The organism is Sphingomicrobium sediminis (assembly GCF_023805295.1).
Taxonomy (GTDB): Bacteria; Pseudomonadota; Alphaproteobacteria; order Sphingomonadales; family Sphingomonadaceae; genus Sphingomicrobium; species Sphingomicrobium sediminis.
This window is the reverse complement of record NZ_JAMSHT010000001.1, coordinates 1,473,406-1,491,638: the sequence shown is the minus strand read 5'-3', so window position 1 is coordinate 1,491,638 and position 18,233 is coordinate 1,473,406. Positions and strand designations below refer to the sequence as shown.

Below are 18,233 nucleotides of genomic sequence, written 5' to 3'. Positions count from 1 at the left end.
GCTTGTGCGCCCTTTAGGGCGAGGGGCGCAGGACTTCAAGCGGTGAGCGGCCCTGAACGTTCCGCTTTTGCAAAAGCCTTGACCGCCTTGGCGTATAAAGTGGGCAAACCGGCCTCGTCGAGGCGGTCCAAGGGCTGCCACCATCCTTCGGTCTGGTCGGGCGGGGCGTCGCGCTCCTCGATGCTGAGCGTCAGTGCGAAATGGGTGAAGACGTGTCGGACCGAAATGGCCGGATTCTCGTCGGGCGTGCCATCGTTCCAGTCGGTCCCGGGCAACGCTGCCATGCCGCCGAGCAGCCCCTTTTCGGGGCGACGCACGAGGAACAGCTTGCCCTCGCGCTCGATCCACCAGGCGGTGCCATGGCGCTCGGGGCGCTGCTTCCTGGGCGGTTTGGGCGGGAAGGCTTCGGGCGTGCCGCTCGCAAAAGCCTTGCAGTCGGCCTGCGCGGGACATTCGCTGCATTTGGGGTTTTTCGGGCGGCAGATGGTCGCGCCGAGGTCCATCAGCGCCTGCGCCATCTGGCCCGAATCAACGCTGTCGAAGAGAGGGTCGGCGAGGCGGGCGATCTCGCCCTTGGCCGATTTGACCGGACGATCGAGCGCGTGGAGCCGCGCGACGACGCGTTCGACATTGGTGTCGATGACGACGCTATCCTCGCCGAACGCGATCGCGGCGATGGCGGCGGCGGTATAGGCGCCGATGCCGGGCAACTCACGGAGGCCCGCCTCGGTCTCGGGAAAGCCGCCGCGTTCGGCAACGGCTCTGGCGCAGGCATGGAGATTGCGCGCGCGGGCATAATAGCCGAGCCCCGCCCATTGCTGGAGAATGTCCTCGAGCGGCGCGGCGGCCATCGCCTCGACGTCGGGCCAGCGCTCGAGAAAGGCGGCGAAGCGCGGCGTCACGGTGGCGACGGTGGTCTGCTGGAGCATCACTTCGCTCAGCCAGACGCGATAGGGATCGGGCCGGTGATTGGCGCGCGGACCCACCCGCCACGGCAGGTCGCGGGCAGTGCGATGATAATGAGCGAGAATGGCGTCACGCGCTCTAGCGGGCATGGCAGTGCTATGGCATGGTCGAGGCCTATGAAGGAAGAGCGGGGCGGCAAGAATCGCCGGAAGGGCGATAATGACGAGCGGCGGGTCCATGGCCTGCGCCGTGCCGGCGACCTCGTGTCCGATATCAGTGGTACCGCCTTCAAGCGATTCGGCTTCGTCCAGTCGGCCGTCGTCGAGCGCTGGGAAGAGATAGTCGGCGAACAATATGCCGCGCAGAGCCTGCCCGAGTCGATCCGTTTTCCCGCAGGGTCGAAACGCGGCGGGACGCTGACCCTGCTGGTCGAGGGCGCGCAGGCGCCGTTATTCCAGCATCTCGCGCCGATGATCATCGAGCGCGTGAACGACTTTTTCGGCGCCGGCGCGATCACCAAGGTCGTCTTCCGCCAGGGCCGCGTGCCGCAGCGCAACGTCTCGCCCAGGCGCACCGCGCCCGCGCCGGTGCCCGATGAACTGGGCGAAGGATTGCGTGAAATTGCCGATCCGGAATTGCGCGCCTGTCTGGAATCGCTAGCGTCCAGTCTCGAAGGGTCGCAAAATCCGGTCAACACCATCCCGCTTGTCGGTCGCATCGGCGATCCCAAGCCCAAGAAGAATTAACGGAGTGAAAGCACCATCATGAAGAAATTGATTCTCGCCGCCCCCGTCATGCTTGCCGTGGCCGCTTGCGGCGACAATGGCGACGGCGCCGCCAGCGGCGGCGAACTGCCGGTCGCGACCGAGCGCGTCGAAGAAGTTGCCCCGCCCGAGGGCCAGCAATGGTCGGAGGTCGTCAGCAAGACTTCTGCCGGCGGCTACATGATGGGCAACCCGGATGCGCCGGTGACGCTGATCGAATATGGCTCGCTCACCTGCCCGGCTTGCGCGCGCTTCGATGAGGAAGGCTATCCGCAGCTCGTTCAGAACTACATCAATTCGGGCCGCCTCAATTTCGAATTTCGCAATTATGTACGCGACCCGATCGACATGACGGCGGCCCTCCTGGCGCGTTGTGGCAGCGAGGCGACCTATTATCCGCTTACCCACGCTCTTTACGGTGCGCAGGGCCAGTGGTTCGGTGAGCAGGTCAACCAGCTCTCGGCGCTGATGCAGCAGATCGGCACCCAGCCGCCGGCACAGCAATTCCCGCAGATCGCCGAGGCGGCCGGTCTCAAGACCTTTGCCGCGCAGCGCGGCGTTCCGGCCTCGCGCGCCGATGCGTGCCTTGCCGACCAGGATGCGATCGACGAGCTCGTTGAGATGAAGAATATCGCCGACACCGATTTCGAAGTCCCCGGCACGCCGGCCTTCTATCTCGACAATACGTTGGTGCAGCACGCCTATCAGTGGCCGTCGCTAGAGCCGGCGCTGAAGGCGGCCCTGGGGGACGACAGCTAGGAAAGGAGCGCGGGGGCGCTTCCCGACAGACGTGAAGTTCAAGCGGCTCAAACTGTCCGGGTTCAAAAGTTTCGTCGAACCCACCGAGCTCCGGATCGAGCGGGGGCTGACCGGCGTGGTCGGCCCCAATGGCTGCGGCAAGTCCAACTTGCTCGAAGCCATCCGCTGGGTAATGGGCGAGGGCAGTCCCAAGTCGCTGCGCGGCGGCGGGATGGAAGACGTGATCTTCGCCGGCACGCAGGCGCGCCCCCCGCGCGATTTCGCCGAAGTCAGCCTCTTGGTCGATCGGGACGCGCAGGAAGCGGGCGAGGACCAGGCCGGCGAGATGGAAGTCACGCGCCGCATCGAGCGCGGGGCGGGCAGTGCCTATCGTATGAATGGCCGCGACGTGCGCGCCAAGGATGTCTCGCTGCTTTTTGCCGACGCGGCGACCGGGGCGCATAGCCCGGCGCTGGTCAGCCAGGGCAAGATCGGCGCGGTGATTGCTGCAAAACCGCAGCAGCGCCGCCAGCTGCTCGAAGAAGCGGCGGGCATTTCCGGCCTCCATGCGCGGCGCAAGGATGCCGAGCAGAAATTGCGCGCGGCGGAGAATAATCTCGAACGGCTCGACCGCATCCTCGGTGAGCAGGCAGCGCGCGCCGCGTCCTTGAAACGCCAGGCCAAGGCGGCCGAGCGCTATCGCATCCTGTCCGAACAGATCCGCAACCTCGAGGCACAGCTGACCTATGCGCAATGGCGCGAGGCCGATGCGGCGGCGAAGAAGGCGGAAGCCGACGCCAAGGCGGCCGAAGGCAAGGTCGATGAGCTGCGTGGCGCGCAGGAAGAGGCGCAGAAGGCGCAATATCTCGCAGCGCGTGAGCTGACGACGGCGCGCGAGGCAGCGATTGCGGCTCGGTCGGCCGGACAGGAGCTGGCGCACAAGCTCGCCACCGCGCGGGCCGAGGAGCAGACGGTGCTGCGCCGGATCGCCGAGCTCGATAATGCCGATGCCGCGCTGATGGCCGACCGGGCGCGCGAAGAGGCGCTCAAGGAAGATGCCGCGCGGGCGATCGACGCGCTCGACAAGGAACGCGAGACGATCGAAGCGACGCTCGCCAATGACGAGCAGGAGGCCGAGAAGCTCGCCAAGGCGCTCGGTAAGGCGGAAGACAAAGCCGGCGAAGCCGAAGCGGCGTTGGCGGCGTTGCTGGCCAAGGAGGCGGCGGGGCGGGCCGAGCGACGCGTGGCGGAAGCCGCGCTCGATGCTGCCGAGAGCCAGGCGGCTCGCGTCCAGAATGAATTGCGACGACTGGCCGAGCAGGAAGCGGCGCTCGATGCGGGCGACGATTATCGTGCCGCGCTTGAGCAAGCCGAGAAGGCAGCCAACGAGGCCGAAGCCCGCGCCGAACAGGCCGAGCGCGCCATTGCCGAGGCTGAAGCCGAACGCGACAAGGCTGTGGGCGAGCGCGATGCCGCCGAGGCCGCGCGCGCCGACGCTCGCGCCGCGCTGGCGAGCGTGGAGGCCGAATATCGCACCTTGAAGGCTGCGCTTGCCGAGGGGGGCAGCGGGGCACTGGCGGGCATCAAGGCGGCGCCGGGCTATGAGCGGGCGCTGGCAGCAGCGCTGGGCGAGGATTTGCAGGCCGATGTCGGCGGCGATGGCCCGCGGCGCTGGGAGGGCGCGGCAGGGGCGGGCGATCCGGACCTGCCCAAGGGCGCCGAGGCGCTCAGCAAGCATGTGACCGCACCCGACGCGTTGAAGCGACGCCTCGATATGATTGCGGTAGTCGAAAAGGATGACGGTCAGGCGCTGGCTGCGGGCCAGCGGCTGGTGACGCGTGATGGCGTCATGCGGCGCTGGGACGGGTTCGTCGTGTCGGGCGAGGGGGCTGCTGCGGCCGAACGGCTGGAGCGGGCCAATCGCGCCGAGGCGCTTGGCTCGGAACTGCCGCGCCTGACCAAGGAAGCCGAAGCTGCCGACGCATCGCGCGATGCGATCGAGCGGCGGATCGTGAAGGCGCGCGAGACCGAACAGGATGCACGCTCGCGGCTGGCGCGGAGCGAGGAAGCGCGGCGCATTGCTGCGCGCGATGCCGACCGCGCCCGCGCCGCGATCGAGCGACAGGATGAGCGTAAGGCGGCGTTGATCGAACGTCGCGAGGAATTGAAGCCCTTGTCGGAAAGCGCCGAAGAGCGGTTGGCCGAAGCGCAACGCCAATTGGCAGCGCTGCCCGACGACGATCACATGGCGCGCGATGTCGAGAAAGCGCGCGAAAAAGCCGCGGATGCCGGCAAGGCGGTGGCCGACCAGCGTGCCGCGGTAGCGACGCGCCAGCAGACTATCCGCGCCGCGCGCGAGCGCCATGGTGCAGCAGGGAAGGAGCAATCCGACTGGCGCGCCCGTGCCCGCGATGCCGAAAAGCGGCTTGAGGAAACCGGTGCGCGTGCCGAGCGGCAGGCCGAAGAGCGCAAGGCGCTGGCCGGGCGCCCCGACGAAATTCGCGCGGCCATTGCCAAGCTGGAAGCCGATAGCGGGTCGGGTGCCAAGGCCGCCTCCGAAGCGCGCGCGGAGGAAGAGAAGGCGCAGGCGGCGCTGAGCCAAGCCGATGCCGAGCTCGCCAAGCGCGCCGAGGCCTTCTCGAGCGCGCGCGAGACCCGCGCCGCCGCAACGGCCCGGGCGGAAGCGGCAAGCCAGCGGCGCATGGACCAAGTTCGCGCCAGCCTCGAAGCCTATGAAGCGCAGCCCGGCAGCTTGCCCGCACGCTTCGAGTTCGATCCCGACGCATTGGACAAGGCCTCGGCCATCCGCGATGAGGTCCAGAAGCTGACCGCACAGCGCGAGCGGATCGGTCCGGTCAACCTGGTTGCCGAACGCGAGCTGGCCGAGCTTGAAGGCGAACAGTCGGACAATGCGGTCGAGCGCGAAGAATTGGGCGAGGCGATCAATCGGCTGCGCGGCTCGATCGGCCATTTGAACCGCGAAGGACGCGTGCGCCTGCTCGAGGCGTTCGAAGCGGTAGACGAGCATTTCAAGAGCCTGTTCACGACCCTGTTCGGGGGCGGGCAGGCGCATCTCGAACTGGTGGAATCCGACGATCCGCTGGAAGCCGGTCTCGAAATCATGGCGCAACCGCCAGGCAAGAAATTGTCGGCACTGACCCTCTTGTCGGGGGGCGAGCAGGCGCTGACCGCGGTCGCGCTCATCTTCGCCATCTTCCTCACCAACCCGGCGCCCATCTGCGTGCTCGATGAAGTCGATGCGCCATTGGACGATGCCAATGTCGAGCGCTTCTGCGACTTGCTGGAACGGATGAACCGCGAGACGCAGACACGCTACCTGATCGTCACCCACAATGCCGTGACGATGAGCAGGATGGACCGGCTCTATGGCGTGACGATGATCGAACAGGGCGTCAGCCGCCTGGTCTCGGTCGACCTCGGCGCCGCGGAGGAATTGATCGCCGCGGAATAATTCCACACTTTCGCAACTCTGCTATTGCGAATGATTATCAGTAACGATAGGGCGTCTCTCGAGAGCTTAATTCGGGAGTCGTTCCTTCGTGACCAAATTCGTTTCCGCTACCCTTCGTACCAGCCTGCTCGCGGGCGCCGCTTTCGCGGCCGCGCCTGCGCTCGCCGAGCCAGTCGCCAGCTTCGATGAGAATGATGTCGTCCTCGATGGCGGCGAAGAGGGGCCGGGCGATCCGATCGTCGTCACCGGCACGCGCGATGGCTATGGCCAGCAGCGCAGCCGTAGCGCCACGCGCACCGATGCCGACCTCAACGACGTGCCGCAGTCGATCAGCATCGTCACCGACGAGCAGATTGCCGACCAGGCGCTGCGCAGCGTCGCCGATGTCGTGCGTTACGTGCCCGGCATTTCGGCCGAATCGGGCGAGGGCCATCGCGACGCCATCATCATTCGCGGCCAGTCCTCGACTGCCGACTTCTACACGGACGGCCTGCGCGACGACGTCCAGCATTATCGCGGTCTCTACAATGTCGAGCGCGTCGAGATCCTGAAGGGCCCCAATGCGCTGGTCTTCGGTCGCGGCGGCGGCGGCGGTGTCGTCAACCGCGTGCTCAAGCGTCCCTTCCACGAAGAATATTTTGCAGGCGGCGTGTCGATCGACAATGAAGGCGCCGGTTTTGCCGAAATCGACCTCAACAGCCCGCTTGGGTCCACCGTCGAAGGGCGACTGGTTGCCGTCTATGAACGATTCGACGATTTCCGCGACATTGAGGGCGAGCGCTTCGCAATCAATCCGACCTTGTCCTGGCATGTTGGCGAGGCGACGCGTCTCGACCTCGGCTATGAATATGCCAAGGACGAACGCGACGTCGATCGCGGCCTGCCGCCGGCGCGCGAAGGCACGGTAGCCGATCCGGCCCGCGCGGTCGAAGGCTTCGACACTACCTTCTTCGGCGTGCGCGGGCAGAACCGCACCGACTTCGAAAAACAGGTCGTCGACGCGCGCCTCGAGCATGAACTCGCACCGGGCGTGCTGTTCACCTCGAAGGCGCTCTATGGCGACTATGACAAGATCTACACCAACGCGCTGCCGTCCAGCGCGGTGACCGACATCGATGGCGTCGATAGCGTGAAGATTACCGCCTATCAGGACTTCACCTATCGCCAGAACTTCCTCGTCACCAACGATCTGGTCGCCGAGTTCGACACGGGGTCGATCGGGCACACCTTGCTGATCGGTGCCGACTATGCGCGCCAGGATACCGAAGCCGGCCGCTTGCGCGGCTTCTTCGACGGCCTGCCCGCCGACGAGAAGAGCCCCAATGGCCGCGAGACCTTCGTCCCGCTGGCCGATCCGGTCGACATTCCGGCGATCACCTATCGCAGCGGCTCGGGCGAACGCCGCGCCGATACCGATGTCGAGGCGCTGGGCCTGTTCGTTCAGAACCAGTTCCGCATCGGCGAGACGGTCGAGGTCATTGCCGGGCTGCGCCATGACTGGGTCGACGTGCGCGTGCGCGATTTCATCGGCGATACCGACCTCGAGCGCTCTGACTCGCTGTGGAGCCCGCGTCTCGGCGTGGTGCTGATGCCCAAGCGTCCGCTGAGCTTCTATGCCAGCTGGAGCCGGTCCTACCTGCCGCAGTCGGGCGACCAGTTCTCGTCGCTGTCGGTGACCACTGCCGCACTGGAGCCGGAGCGTTTCACCAGTGTCGAAGCAGGCGTCAAATGGCGCATCATGGACGGGCTCGACCTCACCATGGCCGCCTATCGCCTCGACCGCACCAATGTGCGCGCCACCGACCCCGACACGTTCGAGACGGTCCTCACCGGCGAACAGCGCGCCGAGGGTATCGAGATGGAGATGCACGGCAAGATCGGACGCTTCTCGCTATCGGGCGGCGTCGCCTTCCAGAATGCCGAGATCACGCAGGACACGGCTGCTGCGCCGGCCGGGCGCCAGGTTGCCGACTTGCCCGATTTCGAAGCGACTTTGTGGGGTCGCTATGACGTGACCGAGCGCCTCGGCCTCGGCATCGGCGTCAACCACCGTTCGAGCATGTTCACCAGCTTCTCCAACGAAGTGATTATCGATCCGGTGACCCGCCTCGACGGCGCGCTCTTCTACGATCTTGGCGACAAGATCGCGCTGCAGGTCAATGTCGAGAATATCCTCGGCGAGGACGGCATCGAATTCGCGCATAACGACAACAATCTCTATCCGGTCGCGCCGCGCAATGTGCGCGGGACCATCCGCTTCGCCTTCTAGGCGGCTTCGACAAGGCTGCGGGCGCGCTTCATTTCTTCGACGAAGCGCGCCCGTTCCTCGGCTGCCTTGCCCGGGTCGGGCAGGCGCAACAGGTAGCTGGGATGAATCGTGACAAGCCCGGTGCCCCCGGGTAGCGCGATCGGCTCGCCGCGCACCTTCGAAATCGTGACGGTCTTGCCGAGCAGCGCGCGGGCCGCCGTGGCGCCCAGCGCGACGGTCACCTGCGGCGCGACCAGCTGGCGTTCGGCTTCCACCCACCAGCGATAATATTCGATGTTCCCGGCATTCGGCTTCTGGTGGATACGCCGCTTGCCGCGCTGCTCATATTTGAAGCGCTTGACGGCGTTGGTGACGTAAGTCTCCGCGCGGTCGATGCCCGCTTCTTCGAGGATCTGGTCGAGCAGCTGGCCTGCGGGCCCGACGAAGGGGCGTCCGGCCTTGTCCTCTTCGTCTCCCGGCTGCTCGCCGATCAGCATGAGCGCCGCATCGCGATTGCCGTCGCCGAAGACGAGCTGCGTGCCTGAATTGCCATTGTCCTCACCATGGCGTCGCTGCGCCTCGCGGGCGAGTGCCTCCCAGCTGTCGATGACTTGCGCCGCCGACGTGTCGATCATGCTCGCCTCGCGCGCCTGTGCGCCCGCCAGCAGCTCGGGAATGAGCGCGGTTTCGGGCATGTTCTTCCAATATTTCTTGGGCATTTCGGCGGTCATCGCCTTCACCTTCACTCGCGCGGGATTGAAGATGCTCTTGTAATAGCTCTTCCAGGTCGCCTCGACCGGATCGCCGTCGGGCGCATCGGCGCGGGTCGCGCCCGGTGTCTCGGTCAGTGTTTCGCCATCCCAATGGATGCAGACCTCCGGCGTCAGGATCGACCAGCGCATGTTGGGAAAGCGGCGGATGAAGAAACCCGCTTCGGCGCGGGTGATGTGATTGTCGGGCTCGAACCAGGCGACCATGCGGGTGCCGTCATCATCCTCGGCCTCGCGGAAGCGGACGAAGGCATGCATCTTGTGCGCGTCGCGGCCGACTTCCTTGGCGAGCGCATTCAGCCGCACGACCAGCGGATCGGCGCGGTCTTCGAGCGCGCGGCGGTTGGACTGGAGCTTCCACAGCAAGGCGTAAAGCAGGTCGTAGCGTTCTGTGTCGCGGTGCAGCGCGACGCGCTTTGCCAACGGGACAAAGCCCTTGGGGACGCGCACTTCGCGGTCCCCGTCGTCGGGGAGCGGCGTGTCCTCGCCGAACAGGCCGGCCTGTTCGCCCGCGACTTCGAAGGTCACAGCCTGGGGCGGGACACCCGCCTGAATCAGCGACCGCGCGGCCTCGCGCCACCCTTCGAAATCGTCGGGGCGGGCGAGGGCCACGCGGTGCTGATCGATCTGTGGCCCGTCGGGCAGGATTTTGGTCATCGCACCCCGACAGGCGTCATCTGGTTATTCGCGATTATCTTCGAGGTCGGTGCCCTCGAGCGCGCGATCATATTCTTCGGGTTTGCGCTCTTCGAAACGCTCGCCCATTTCCTTGGCCTTGGCTTCGCTCAGCCCTTCCTTGGCGACGGGGAACATGTCCTCTTCCTCTTCATCGATATGATGGAGGTAGTCGTGGCGCAGCTGCTTGAACTTCTTGGTCCATTCGGCGCTGTCCACGTCCATGTCGGCAAGCTCGCCCATCAGCTCGTCCAGCTCATGATGTTCGGCAACGCTATGCTGCCCGTCATGACGAAGGTCCGGCTTTTCGAGCATGGTCGAATAAAGCGTCTCTTCCTCGGCCGCGGCGTGCGCGGTCACTTCCATGCGGAAGTTGGTGAAGAGCTGCTTGCGCTGTTCGCCCTTGGCTTCGCTGATCTCGTCGAGCAGCTTGCGATGGGTTTCGTGGTCGTTTTTCAGCTGTTTGAAAATCGTATCGGTCATATCTGCAAAAACTCCTGTTTTCTCTTACTTTTCCAACGGATGGAGCCGCGAAAAGTTCAGGCAGCCTTTGGTCTAGGGGTGTCGAAAAGGTCGAGTTGCGCCGGCGGCGGGGCGAGTTGTGCGCGCAGGTCCGCCCGGTCGGTGAGATGGGTCGGACGCCAATCTTCGGCGGTGATGAAAGGGCGGACCTTGGCGATCGAGACGGTCAGGCGCGCCACGTCGTCGAGGCGCAGTCGGCGGTGGCGGCGCGAAGCAAGGATCCGTCCCACCGCGCGGGTGCCGAGCCCAGGCACGCGGAGCAATTGTTCCTTGCCGGCACGATTGACGTCGACCGGGAAATGCTCGCGAAACTTCAATGCCCAGGCCAGCTTTGGATCGATGTCGAGCGGCAGCATGCCCTTGTCGTCGGTCGCGGCGATCACCTCCTGCGGTGCGAAACCGTAAAAGCGCATCAGCCAGTCGGACTGGTAGAGCCGGTGCTCGCGCATCAAAGGCGGGCGCTTCAATGGGAGCACCGCGCTCGGGTCGGGGATGGGCGAAAAGGCGCTGTAATAAACGCGGCGCAGGCCGAACCCGTCATAGAGCCCCTTGGCGCGGGTCACGATGGCGCCGTCGCTCGCCCCGTCGGCGCCAACGATCATCTGGGTCGATTGGCCGCTCGCGGCAAAACGCGGCGCGTGGCGGTAGCGCTTCTTCGCATCCTTCGCGTCGAGAATGTGGTGACGCATCGCCCCCATCGCGCCCTCGATCCGCTTCTCGTCCTTCTCGGGCGCGAGTTCGGCAAGCCCTTTCTTCGTCGGTAGCTCCACATTGATCGACACGCGGTCGGCATAGCGGCCTGCTGCCTCGACCAGTTCGGGATCGGCATCGGGAATGGTCTTCAGATGGATGTAGCCGCGAAAGTCGTGCACCTCGCGCAGCGTCCGCGCGACGCCGACCAGCTGCTCCATCGTATAATCGGGCGACTTGATGATGCCCGAGGAGAGGAACAGCCCCTCGATATAGTTGCGCTTGTAGAAGTTGAGCGTGAGCTGCACGACCTCCTCGACCGAGAAGCGCGCGCGGCGCACGTTCGAGCTCTTGCGGTTGATGCAATAATGGCAATCGAAGATGCAGCTGTTGGTTAGCAGGATCTTCAACAGGCTGATGCAGCGGCCGTCGGGGGCATAGCTGTGGCAAATGCCGCTGCCCGTGGTCGACCCCATGCCCTTGCCGCCCATGCTCGAGCGTTTCTGCCCGCCCGACGAGGCGCAGGACGCATCATATTTCGCCGCATCGGCGAGAATTTCGAGCTTGGACTGGGTGTCGAGGCGGGCCATCTGTTCTCTATACGTTCTTGCGGGTGAGTCGCCAAGTCCGCTGCCCGACACAAAACGAAAATTGGTCGACATTTGGGGGCGGCTCGTCCTAGCGTCCCGCCGTTACCAAGGGAGATATCCGATGCGCCTCATGCTTGCCGCCGCCCTGCTCGCCACTGCCGCCCCGCTGCACGCCATGCAGCCCGCGCCGAGCGCCACCGAACGGTTCGAGGAAGTGACCGAGCGTTATTGGCAGGCGTCGCTGGAAAACAGCCCCTTGCTCGCCAGTTCGGTAGGCGTTCGCGACTATGACGATCAACTTGGCGATCCGTCGATCGAGGCGATGGATGCGCGTGCGGCGCGCGCCGCCGGCTTTCTGGCCGAACTGCACGCCATTCCCGCCGACGAGCTCGACCCCGATGATGCCGTCGCCAAGGCTATCCTCGAGCGACAGCTGGAAGGCGTGATCGAAGGCAATCGGTTCGGCCAGCGCCTCATGCTCTTCACCAATCGCTCGGGCTGGCACCAGATGCTCGCCGGGCTGGCGGGCAACCTCACCTTCCGCAGCACCGAGGATTACGAGAATTACCTGAAGCGCCTCGCCGCCTATCCCGACTATAATGCGGTGGCGCTCGCCATTTCCTCGCAGGCCGTGGCCGAAGGTTATGTCCTGCCCTGTGCGGCGATGGGGAATTTCGAGCAGACCATTACCGGTGTGATCCCCGAGGATCCGACCGCCAGCCGCATCTATTCGCCCTTTGCGGGCGATCGTCCCGACTTCGTCGCGCCCGACAAATGGGCTGAACTGAGCGCCGAGGCCGAAGCGCTGATCGATGGCCCGCTGCGCACTTCCTACACCGAACATGCCAGCTGGTATCGCAACAGCTACGCGCCATATTGCGCCGAAGCGGTCGGCGTGTCGGCGCAGCCCAATGGCGAGGATTATTACGAATATCGCATCGCCCAGATGACGACGACCGACCTCACCGCCGATGAAATCCACGAGATCGGACTGTCCGAAGTCGCACGCATTCGCGCCGAAATGGAGGAGGTCGCTGCGACAGCCGGGTTCGACAGCCGCGAGGCCTATATTGCTGACCTGCGCACCAACCCGGTCTACTATGCCAAGACGCCCGAAGAGCTGATGCAATATGTGGCGCGCGAGACGAAGAAGATCGACGAGCTCATGCCCTCGCTCTTCACCGTCCTGCCGCGGCTTCCCTATGGCATCCGGGAAATCCCGGCGGAGATCGCGCCGGGGACGACGACGGCCTATTACAATCCGGGCAGCCCGCAGAACGGCATTGCCGGGCTCTACTACGTCAACACCTCGAAGCTCGACCAGCGCCCGCTCTTCGAAGTGCCTGCGCTGACGGTGCATGAAGGCGTGCCGGGCCACCACCACCAGATCGCGCTCCAGCAGGAAATCGACATGCCCGAGTGGCGGCGGCAGGTCTTCTTCACCGCCTTCGTCGAGGGCTGGGGGCTTTATTCGGAGCGACTCGGGATCGAGATGGGTCTTTACGACACGCCCGCCAAGGAAATGGGCCGTCTGAGCTACGAAATGTGGCGTGCGACGCGCCTCGTCGTCGACACCGGGCTGCATTCGAAGGGCTGGTCGAAGCAGCAGGCGATCGACTTCATGCTCGACAATACCGCGCTTGCCGAGGCTAATATCGAGGCCGAGGTCAATCGCTACATCAGCTGGCCGGGCCAGGCGCTCGCCTACAAGATCGGCGAACTCAAGATCCGCGAGCTGCGCGGCATTGGCGAGGAGCGCCTCGGCGACGATTTTGACCTGCGCCGCTTCCACGACGTGGTGCTGGGATCGGGTTCGGTCCCGCTCGACGTGCTCGAAATGCAGGTCATGGCATGGATCGAGGCCGAAGAAGAAAGCCGCGACCAGTAAGGCTGGCCGCGGCTTTCGGAAGTATCAGGTTGGGGTGAGGCCCTATTCGGGGACGCTTTCGCGCTCCTCGAGATCCTCGCGGTCGATCCGGCCCTGTTCGATGAAAGTGTTGAGACAGCCGATCGCGCCGGCCGGTCCGACGGGCGAGCAGCGGCTGATGCCGGTTTCGTTGACCGTTTCGAGATAGCGCGCATTGGCAACCCAGCTCTGGCGCGACTGGCGCGAGCCGGTGTCGCGCAGCTCCTCGGGAATGCGATAGCGTTCGCTTTCGTCCTTGCGCGCGCAAATGACGACCTCGTCCTCGGTCGAACGCGGGCAGGGATCGTCACCGAAGACGACGACCTCGATGATGTTGCGGCGCGGCTGATCCTGCGCGGTGGCGGGGCCGGCGATCATGGCTGCTGCACCGACGGTGCCAAGGGCGGCGCCGGCAAGGGTGAGGAACTTGGACTTCATGCTCGTTCTCCTTGATGCCACCAACGTACCGGCGGCCCGAAAGGTCATCAAATGCGTTTTGACAGCTCGATCGCCACCTTGCAGCCGGCACGAATGAGGCCGGTCATGAGCGGGTAGGCGGGCGCTTCCTCGCTGCCGTGCTCGCGCGCCGTGTCGCGATGCTCCAGCTCTTCGGCCTGGAACTGCTTGATATCGGCGCTGAGTTCGGGGTCGCTGTCGCCCAGTGCCTGCAGCTGCTCTTCATAATGCTTGTCGATCTCGGTCTCGACCGCATCGGTGCAGGCCATGGCAGCCTTCTCGCCGATGAGCGCGGTCACCGCGCCAAGGCCGAAGCCGGCAATATTCCAAAAGGGTTGGAGGATCGTGGGGCGCACCTTGCGCTCGGCCATCAGCTGGTTGAAGCGCGCGAGGTGGCGGTCCTCCTGGCTGGCCATGCGGGCGATGACGTGCGCGGCCTGGCTATCCTCGCCGAGCACGGCGAGCTGGCCCGCATAGATGCGCGTGGCGCCATATTCGCCGGCCTGGTCGACACGGATCATGCTGTCGATGTCGGGCTTGCGTTCGCCCGGGGTCCAACCGTCGGTCATGCGCGTCCTTTCTTCGAAATGCCGATCGCGATCAAGGCTGCAGCGCCCAGCGAGATGATGGCGTTCCATCCGGCCATCGAAATGCCGAGAAATTCCCACTGGACCGCATCGCAGCGCACGATGGGCGCCCCCATGATCGTGTCGAGGCCGCCGGCCGTGGTGCTGGCGCAGCTGGTGAGGCCTTCGAAAATGTCGAGCTCGACGCCGGCATGATAGACGCCGATGCCGCCCGACACGGCGATTGCCAGCGCGGCGAGCATGACCATCAGGCGGCGCTGCCCCTTGAGCAGATATCCGCCCAGTGCGAGCAGGATGGCCGCGCCGTGCGGCCAGCGCTGCCAGATGCACATTTCGCACGGGGTGAGGCCGCCGAAGATTTGCGACCCGATGGCACCGCCGAGCAGCAGCGCCGGCACAAGTAGCGCCATAGCGTGCGCGCGGGCCGGGGTCAGCAGACCCTCGTTACGGGAAGCAGGCGCCAGCATCGTCTAGTCGAGCGTCGCCGCGATGCGGTTGCCCGCGCGGGTTTGCGACAGGCGGCCAAGCGTCTCGACGGCATAATGAAGCTGGAAGTCCTCGATGCCCGCTTCGGCTATTTCCTCGGCCGTCTGCGAGAAGCGCGGATCGGGCGTCTTGTCTTCCTCTAGCACCTCATCCTCGACACCGGCCTGCGCAACCAGGTGGCGACGAAGGTCGGCTTCGCGAAGGCGCACGCGGTTGAGGCGGTCGGGGTCGGACAGCTGCGGCACGATGATGTCGGGTTCGATGCCGCCGGCCTGCACGCTCTTGCCCGAAGGCGTGTAGTAGCGCGCGGTGGTGAGGCGCAGCGCGGTCATTTCGCCGGTCTGCACGACGGTCTGGACGCTGCCCTTGCCGAAGCTGGTTTCGCCCATGACGACGGCGCGGCGATGATCCTGCAGCGCGCCGGCGACGATCTCGGAGGCCGAGGCCGAGCCGGCGTCGATGAGGACGATGACGGGGCGGCCTTCGGTGAGGTCTCCATCGGTCGCGTAGAAACGCTGGATGTCGCCCTTGTCGCGGCCGCGTTCGGAAACGACTTCGCCGCGCTCGAGGAAGACGTCGCTGACTTCGACCGCCTGGTCGAGCAGCCCGCCCGGGTTGCGGCGGAGGTCAAGAATGTAGCCGGCGGGGTGACCACCCAGCTCGGCCTTGATCGAGCGGATCGCGTCGGCGACTCCTTCGCCCACGGGCGAGGAGAACTGGTTGATGTTGATGATGCCGACATTGTCCTCGACCGACCATTGCACCGGCTTGAGGTCGATGATCGCACGGGTGATGGTCAGTTCGATCGGTTCCTGGCGACCGGGACGGATGATGGTGATGTCGACATCGGTGCCGGGACGACCGCGCATCATCGAAATGGCTTCATCGAGCGTCATGCCGAAGACGAGTTCGTCGTTGATCTGCGTGATGAAGTCGCCTGCCTTGACGCCAGCGGCATCGGCCGGCGTGCCTTCGGTGGGCGAGACGACGTAGACGACGCCCTGCTGCATGTTCACGCTGATGCCGAGACCGCCATAATTGCCGTCGGTGGTCTGGCGCATATTCTGAAAATCGGTCGCGGTGAGATAGGCGCTATGCGGGTCGAGGCTGGACAGCATGCCGTCGATGGCGCCGCGGATCAGCGTCTCGTCATCGACCTCCTCGACATAGTTTTCGCGCACGCGCTGGAAGACCGCCATGAACTTCTCCAGTTCTTCGTAGGTCTTGGCGTCCTGGGCGCCTGCCGATGCGCTCATTCCCGGAGCCAAGGATACCGCCCCTACGATTGCGAGTGCGGGCAGCGCGGAAAGCGCCATTTTCTGCGGGAAAGTCGTCGTCACCGTGGCCAAATCCTTTTTCTCGGTCGGGCCCCATATGGGACCGATGTCGCGTCATTGCACCGATTCTAGACCGGATGGCGCAAAATTGCACTCAATAGGATGAACCTGCGATGAGGGCCGCAGGTTGCGGGACGCCGTCATGCCACAGCTCGACGCCGACGGGGCCGAGCGCGCGGCCGAGGCGGTTGCCGCGACGCACCCGGCTGTCGGGCGTGACGGCGGTCTGCAGGTTGGTGATGAGGCTGATCCAGCCATTGCCATGGTCGATGACGACGACCCCGTCGCGGTCGCGGAAGGCGCCGGCGAACAAGAGCGTCCCGCTGGCCGGCACGTCGATCTCGGCGCCGGGCGCTGCATCGATCAGGATGCCGCGGGCACGCACGCCGTCGCGCGACAGGCTGCCGAGCCCCTGCAGGACAGCGCCCTCGATTGGGAGCTGGTAATCGAAAGAGGGGCGCGGGCGGCCATCGTCGACCTCGTCGCCCGACAGGCGGCCGGGACGGATCGGCGCGGCGCCGTAATTGCCCAGCGCCTCGGCAAATTCGCGCGAATAGCGGGTGCGTTCGGCCTGGTCCTCGAATTCTGCGGTCTGTTCGTTGGCCGCGATGGCGCGCAGGTCGGCGCGCGCGGCTTCGCCCGCAAGGTTGGTCGCGGCTTCGCGCTGCTCGGCGGCGAGCGTTGCAAGGCGTGCCACCGTGGCTTCCAGATTGACGATTTCCTCGGCCAGCTCCGTCTGCCGCTGCGAAGTGGCGGCAGCCAGGGCGGCGATACGCTGGCGCGCGGCGCGGGTAGCGGCGGTGCGCTCTTCGATGGCGGGGCCGATGATCCCGGCGAGCGATTGCAGGCGGACGAGCTTCTCGACCGATCCCGCATCGGCAAGGGTCAGGACGGGCGGACGACGCGACAGGCTGGCAAGACCGGCATAGAGCGCGGAAGCGGGCGCGGCCTCGGCAGCAAGGCGGGTTTCGATCCGCTCACGCTCGGCGGTCAGTTCCGCCGCCTCGATTTCCAGCGCGGCGCGGCGGGCATCTCTGGCTTCGAGCTCGGCGGCCAGTGCGGCGCGTTCGGCGGCGAGCCGGTCGGCCTCGTTTCCTGCCTCGGCGGCCTCGCGGGCAAGGGTGGCCGCCCTTGCCGACGCGGCTTCGGCCTCGGCACGGACCTGCGCCAGCGTCGCATCCGCTTCCTCGACCGGCTGGGCATGGCCTGCAGCGGCCACCAGCGCGCCGATGAGGAGCAGCCGCCTCATCGCGGCCCCTCGCGATGATAGGGATGACCGGCAAGGATGGCGGTGGCGCGGAACAGCTGTTCGGCGAGCATGGCGCGGCACATCATATGCGGCCAAGTGGCAGGACCGAATGAAAAGAGCAGGTCGGCGCTGGAGATCGTCTCGGCCTCATGGCCGTCGGCGGCACCGATGAGGAAGCGCGTCTCGCGCACGCCTTCATCGCGCCAGCGTTCGAGTTTCCTGGCGAAATCCTTCGAGCGCATGGCCTTGCCGCGCTCGTCGAGGACGACGCTGCGAACGGGCGTGCCGATGGGATCGGGGATGTTGCCGCCCGTATCGGGCAGCTCGGTGACCTTGGTCTTCCACTGGATGCGCTGGAGGTAGCGGTCGGTGAGGTCAGCTTCGCTGGAACGACCGATCTTTCCCCTGGCAATGATGTGCAGCAGCATGGCGGCACGGCAGCGTCAGGCGCTGCCTTCCTCGTCGCCGAACGCCCACATGCGTTCCAGATTGTAAAAGCTGCGCACTTCGGGGCGGAAAAGGTGGACGATGACGTCGCCGCAATCGATCAGCACCCAGTCGGCGACCGGCAGTCCCTCGATGCGGGGCGACTTGCCCGTATCCTTCTTGACCTTTTCAGCCAGCTTGTTGGCGATCGCCGCGACCTGGCGCGAAGAACGACCGCTCGCAATCACCATGTGATCGGCAATCGAGCTCTTGCCCGTTAGCGGGATCGACACGACTTCCTGTGCCTGTTCGTCATCCATCAGCTGCATGACCAGATCGTGCAGCTTTTCGACTTCCTCGGAAGTCGCGGGCGGGGCAGGGTTGTCAGTCGTCATGTCTCGGTCGGTCGCA

Annotated in this window: 16 protein-coding genes; 5 read left to right on the top strand and 11 right to left on the bottom strand. The window is 65.5% G+C overall.

Annotated elements, in window-relative coordinates; translation table 11 throughout:
- Positions 1-35: 35 nt before the first annotated feature.
- A complete protein-coding gene (locus NDO55_RS07735) occupies positions 36-1,055 on the bottom strand; it encodes an A/G-specific adenine glycosylase (RefSeq protein ID WP_252114005.1) in 1,020 nt (339 codons plus the stop codon).
- Between the two features lie 27 nt (positions 1,056-1,082).
- On the opposite strand from NDO55_RS07735, the gene NDO55_RS07730 reads away from it, so the two are divergent.
- From NDO55_RS07730 to NDO55_RS07715, 4 genes are all read left to right on the top strand, one after another.
- On the top strand, positions 1,083-1,652 hold the full coding sequence (locus NDO55_RS07730; RefSeq protein ID WP_252114003.1) for a DUF721 domain-containing protein: 570 nt from the start codon (positions 1,083-1,085) through the stop codon (positions 1,650-1,652).
- A gap of 18 nt (positions 1,653-1,670) precedes the next feature.
- Positions 1,671-2,429 carry a thioredoxin domain-containing protein gene (locus NDO55_RS07725; RefSeq protein WP_252114001.1) on the top strand — a complete coding sequence of 253 codons (759 nt, stop codon included), beginning with the start codon at positions 1,671-1,673 and terminating at the stop codon, positions 2,427-2,429.
- A gap of 31 nt (positions 2,430-2,460) precedes the next feature.
- Positions 2,461-5,880, top strand: a complete 3,420-nt coding sequence (locus NDO55_RS07720; protein WP_252113999.1) for a chromosome segregation SMC family protein — start codon at positions 2,461-2,463, stop codon at positions 5,878-5,880.
- A gap of 88 nt (positions 5,881-5,968) precedes the next feature.
- On the top strand, positions 5,969-8,149 hold the full coding sequence (locus NDO55_RS07715; protein ID WP_252113997.1) for a TonB-dependent receptor: 2,181 nt from the start codon (positions 5,969-5,971) through the stop codon (positions 8,147-8,149).
- Here the strand turns inward: NDO55_RS07715 and NDO55_RS07710 are convergent.
- Genes NDO55_RS07710 through NDO55_RS07700 form a run of 3 tightly spaced genes read right to left on the bottom strand, consistent with a single transcriptional unit; the run spans position 8,146 to position 11,375 of the window.
- Positions 8,146-9,555 carry a UdgX family uracil-DNA binding protein gene (locus tag NDO55_RS07710; RefSeq protein WP_252113995.1) on the bottom strand — a complete coding sequence of 470 codons (1,410 nt, stop codon included), beginning with the start codon at positions 9,553-9,555 and terminating at the stop codon, positions 8,146-8,148. The two genes, NDO55_RS07715 and NDO55_RS07710, sit on opposite strands and share 4 nt — an antisense overlap.
- Before the next feature lie 24 nt (positions 9,556-9,579).
- Entirely contained in the window at positions 9,580-10,056 is a 477-nt protein-coding gene (locus NDO55_RS07705) for a hemerythrin domain-containing protein (protein WP_252113994.1), read from the bottom strand.
- 56 nt (positions 10,057-10,112) lie between these two features.
- Positions 10,113-11,375 (bottom strand): putative DNA modification/repair radical SAM protein, encoded by a 1,263-nt coding sequence (locus tag NDO55_RS07700; RefSeq protein WP_252113992.1) that lies wholly within the window; start codon positions 11,373-11,375, stop codon positions 10,113-10,115.
- Positions 11,376-11,496: 121 nt separating this feature from the next.
- Here NDO55_RS07700 and NDO55_RS07695 point away from each other — a divergent pair, with 121 nt between their 5' ends.
- Positions 11,497-13,263, top strand: a complete 1,767-nt coding sequence (locus NDO55_RS07695; protein WP_252113990.1) for a DUF885 domain-containing protein — start codon at positions 11,497-11,499, stop codon at positions 13,261-13,263.
- Positions 13,264-13,305: 42 nt separating this feature from the next.
- On the opposite strand, the gene NDO55_RS07690 is transcribed toward NDO55_RS07695, so the two are convergent.
- The 7 genes from NDO55_RS07690 to rsfS form a co-directional block, all read right to left on the bottom strand.
- A complete protein-coding gene (locus tag NDO55_RS07690; protein WP_252113988.1) occupies positions 13,306-13,719 on the bottom strand; it encodes a hypothetical protein in 414 nt (137 codons plus the stop codon).
- Between the two features lie 47 nt (positions 13,720-13,766).
- Positions 13,767-14,306, bottom strand: a complete 540-nt coding sequence (locus NDO55_RS07685; protein ID WP_252113986.1) for a demethoxyubiquinone hydroxylase family protein — start codon at positions 14,304-14,306, stop codon at positions 13,767-13,769.
- Positions 14,303-14,734: a disulfide bond formation protein B gene (locus NDO55_RS07680; RefSeq protein WP_252113984.1), complete on the bottom strand. Its 432-nt coding sequence runs from the start codon at positions 14,732-14,734 to the stop codon at positions 14,303-14,305. Before NDO55_RS07680 ends, NDO55_RS07685 begins: the two co-directional genes overlap by 4 nt.
- A 60-nt stretch (positions 14,735-14,794) precedes the next feature.
- Positions 14,795-16,126, bottom strand: coding sequence for a S41 family peptidase (locus NDO55_RS07675; protein WP_425276898.1), 1,332 nt, complete (start codon positions 16,124-16,126; stop codon positions 14,795-14,797).
- 115 nt (positions 16,127-16,241) lie between these two features.
- Positions 16,242-17,396: a murein hydrolase activator EnvC family protein gene (locus NDO55_RS07670; protein ID WP_252113980.1), complete on the bottom strand. Its 1,155-nt coding sequence runs from the start codon at positions 17,394-17,396 to the stop codon at positions 16,242-16,244.
- Complete coding sequence (locus NDO55_RS07665; protein WP_252113978.1) at positions 17,393-17,824, bottom strand: 23S rRNA (pseudouridine(1915)-N(3))-methyltransferase RlmH; 432 nt, start codon at positions 17,822-17,824, stop codon at positions 17,393-17,395. The genes NDO55_RS07670 and NDO55_RS07665 overlap by 4 nt, the downstream gene beginning before the upstream one ends.
- 15 nt (positions 17,825-17,839) lie before the next feature.
- Positions 17,840-18,217 carry a ribosome silencing factor gene (rsfS, locus tag NDO55_RS07660; protein ID WP_252113976.1) on the bottom strand — a complete coding sequence of 126 codons (378 nt, stop codon included), beginning with the start codon at positions 18,215-18,217 and terminating at the stop codon, positions 17,840-17,842.
- Positions 18,218-18,233: the final 16 nt, after the last annotated feature.

What these genes read in the sequence shown, in the direction of transcription:
- NDO55_RS07705 (WP_252113994.1), bottom strand. Translation starts at nt 10,056, where the DNA reads ATGACCGATACGATTTTCAAACAGCTGAAAAACGACCACGAAACCCAT.
- NDO55_RS07680 (WP_252113984.1), bottom strand. Translation starts at nt 14,734, where the DNA reads ATGGCGCTACTTGTGCCGGCGCTGCTGCTCGGCGGTGCCATCGGGTCG.
- NDO55_RS07700 (WP_252113992.1), bottom strand. Translation starts at nt 11,375, where the DNA reads ATGGCCCGCCTCGACACCCAGTCCAAGCTCGAAATTCTCGCCGATGCG.
- NDO55_RS07730 (WP_252114003.1), top strand. Translation starts at nt 1,083, where the DNA reads ATGAAGGAAGAGCGGGGCGGCAAGAATCGCCGGAAGGGCGATAATGAC.
- NDO55_RS07690 (WP_252113988.1), bottom strand. Translation starts at nt 13,719, where the DNA reads ATGAAGTCCAAGTTCCTCACCCTTGCCGGCGCCGCCCTTGGCACCGTC.
- NDO55_RS07735 (WP_252114005.1), bottom strand. Translation starts at nt 1,055, where the DNA reads ATGCCCGCTAGAGCGCGTGACGCCATTCTCGCTCATTATCATCGCACT.
- rsfS (WP_252113976.1), bottom strand. Translation starts at nt 18,217, where the DNA reads ATGACGACTGACAACCCTGCCCCGCCCGCGACTTCCGAGGAAGTCGAA.
- NDO55_RS07685 (WP_252113986.1), bottom strand. Translation starts at nt 14,306, where the DNA reads ATGACCGACGGTTGGACCCCGGGCGAACGCAAGCCCGACATCGACAGC.
- NDO55_RS07725 (WP_252114001.1), top strand. Translation starts at nt 1,671, where the DNA reads ATGAAGAAATTGATTCTCGCCGCCCCCGTCATGCTTGCCGTGGCCGCT.
- NDO55_RS07695 (WP_252113990.1), top strand. Translation starts at nt 11,497, where the DNA reads ATGCGCCTCATGCTTGCCGCCGCCCTGCTCGCCACTGCCGCCCCGCTG.
- NDO55_RS07675 (WP_425276898.1), bottom strand. Translation starts at nt 16,126, where the DNA reads ATGGCGCTTTCCGCGCTGCCCGCACTCGCAATCGTAGGGGCGGTATCC.
- NDO55_RS07710 (WP_252113995.1), bottom strand. Translation starts at nt 9,555, where the DNA reads ATGACCAAAATCCTGCCCGACGGGCCACAGATCGATCAGCACCGCGTG.
- NDO55_RS07665 (WP_252113978.1), bottom strand. Translation starts at nt 17,824, where the DNA reads ATGCTGCTGCACATCATTGCCAGGGGAAAGATCGGTCGTTCCAGCGAA.
- NDO55_RS07670 (WP_252113980.1), bottom strand. Translation starts at nt 17,396, where the DNA reads ATGAGGCGGCTGCTCCTCATCGGCGCGCTGGTGGCCGCTGCAGGCCAT.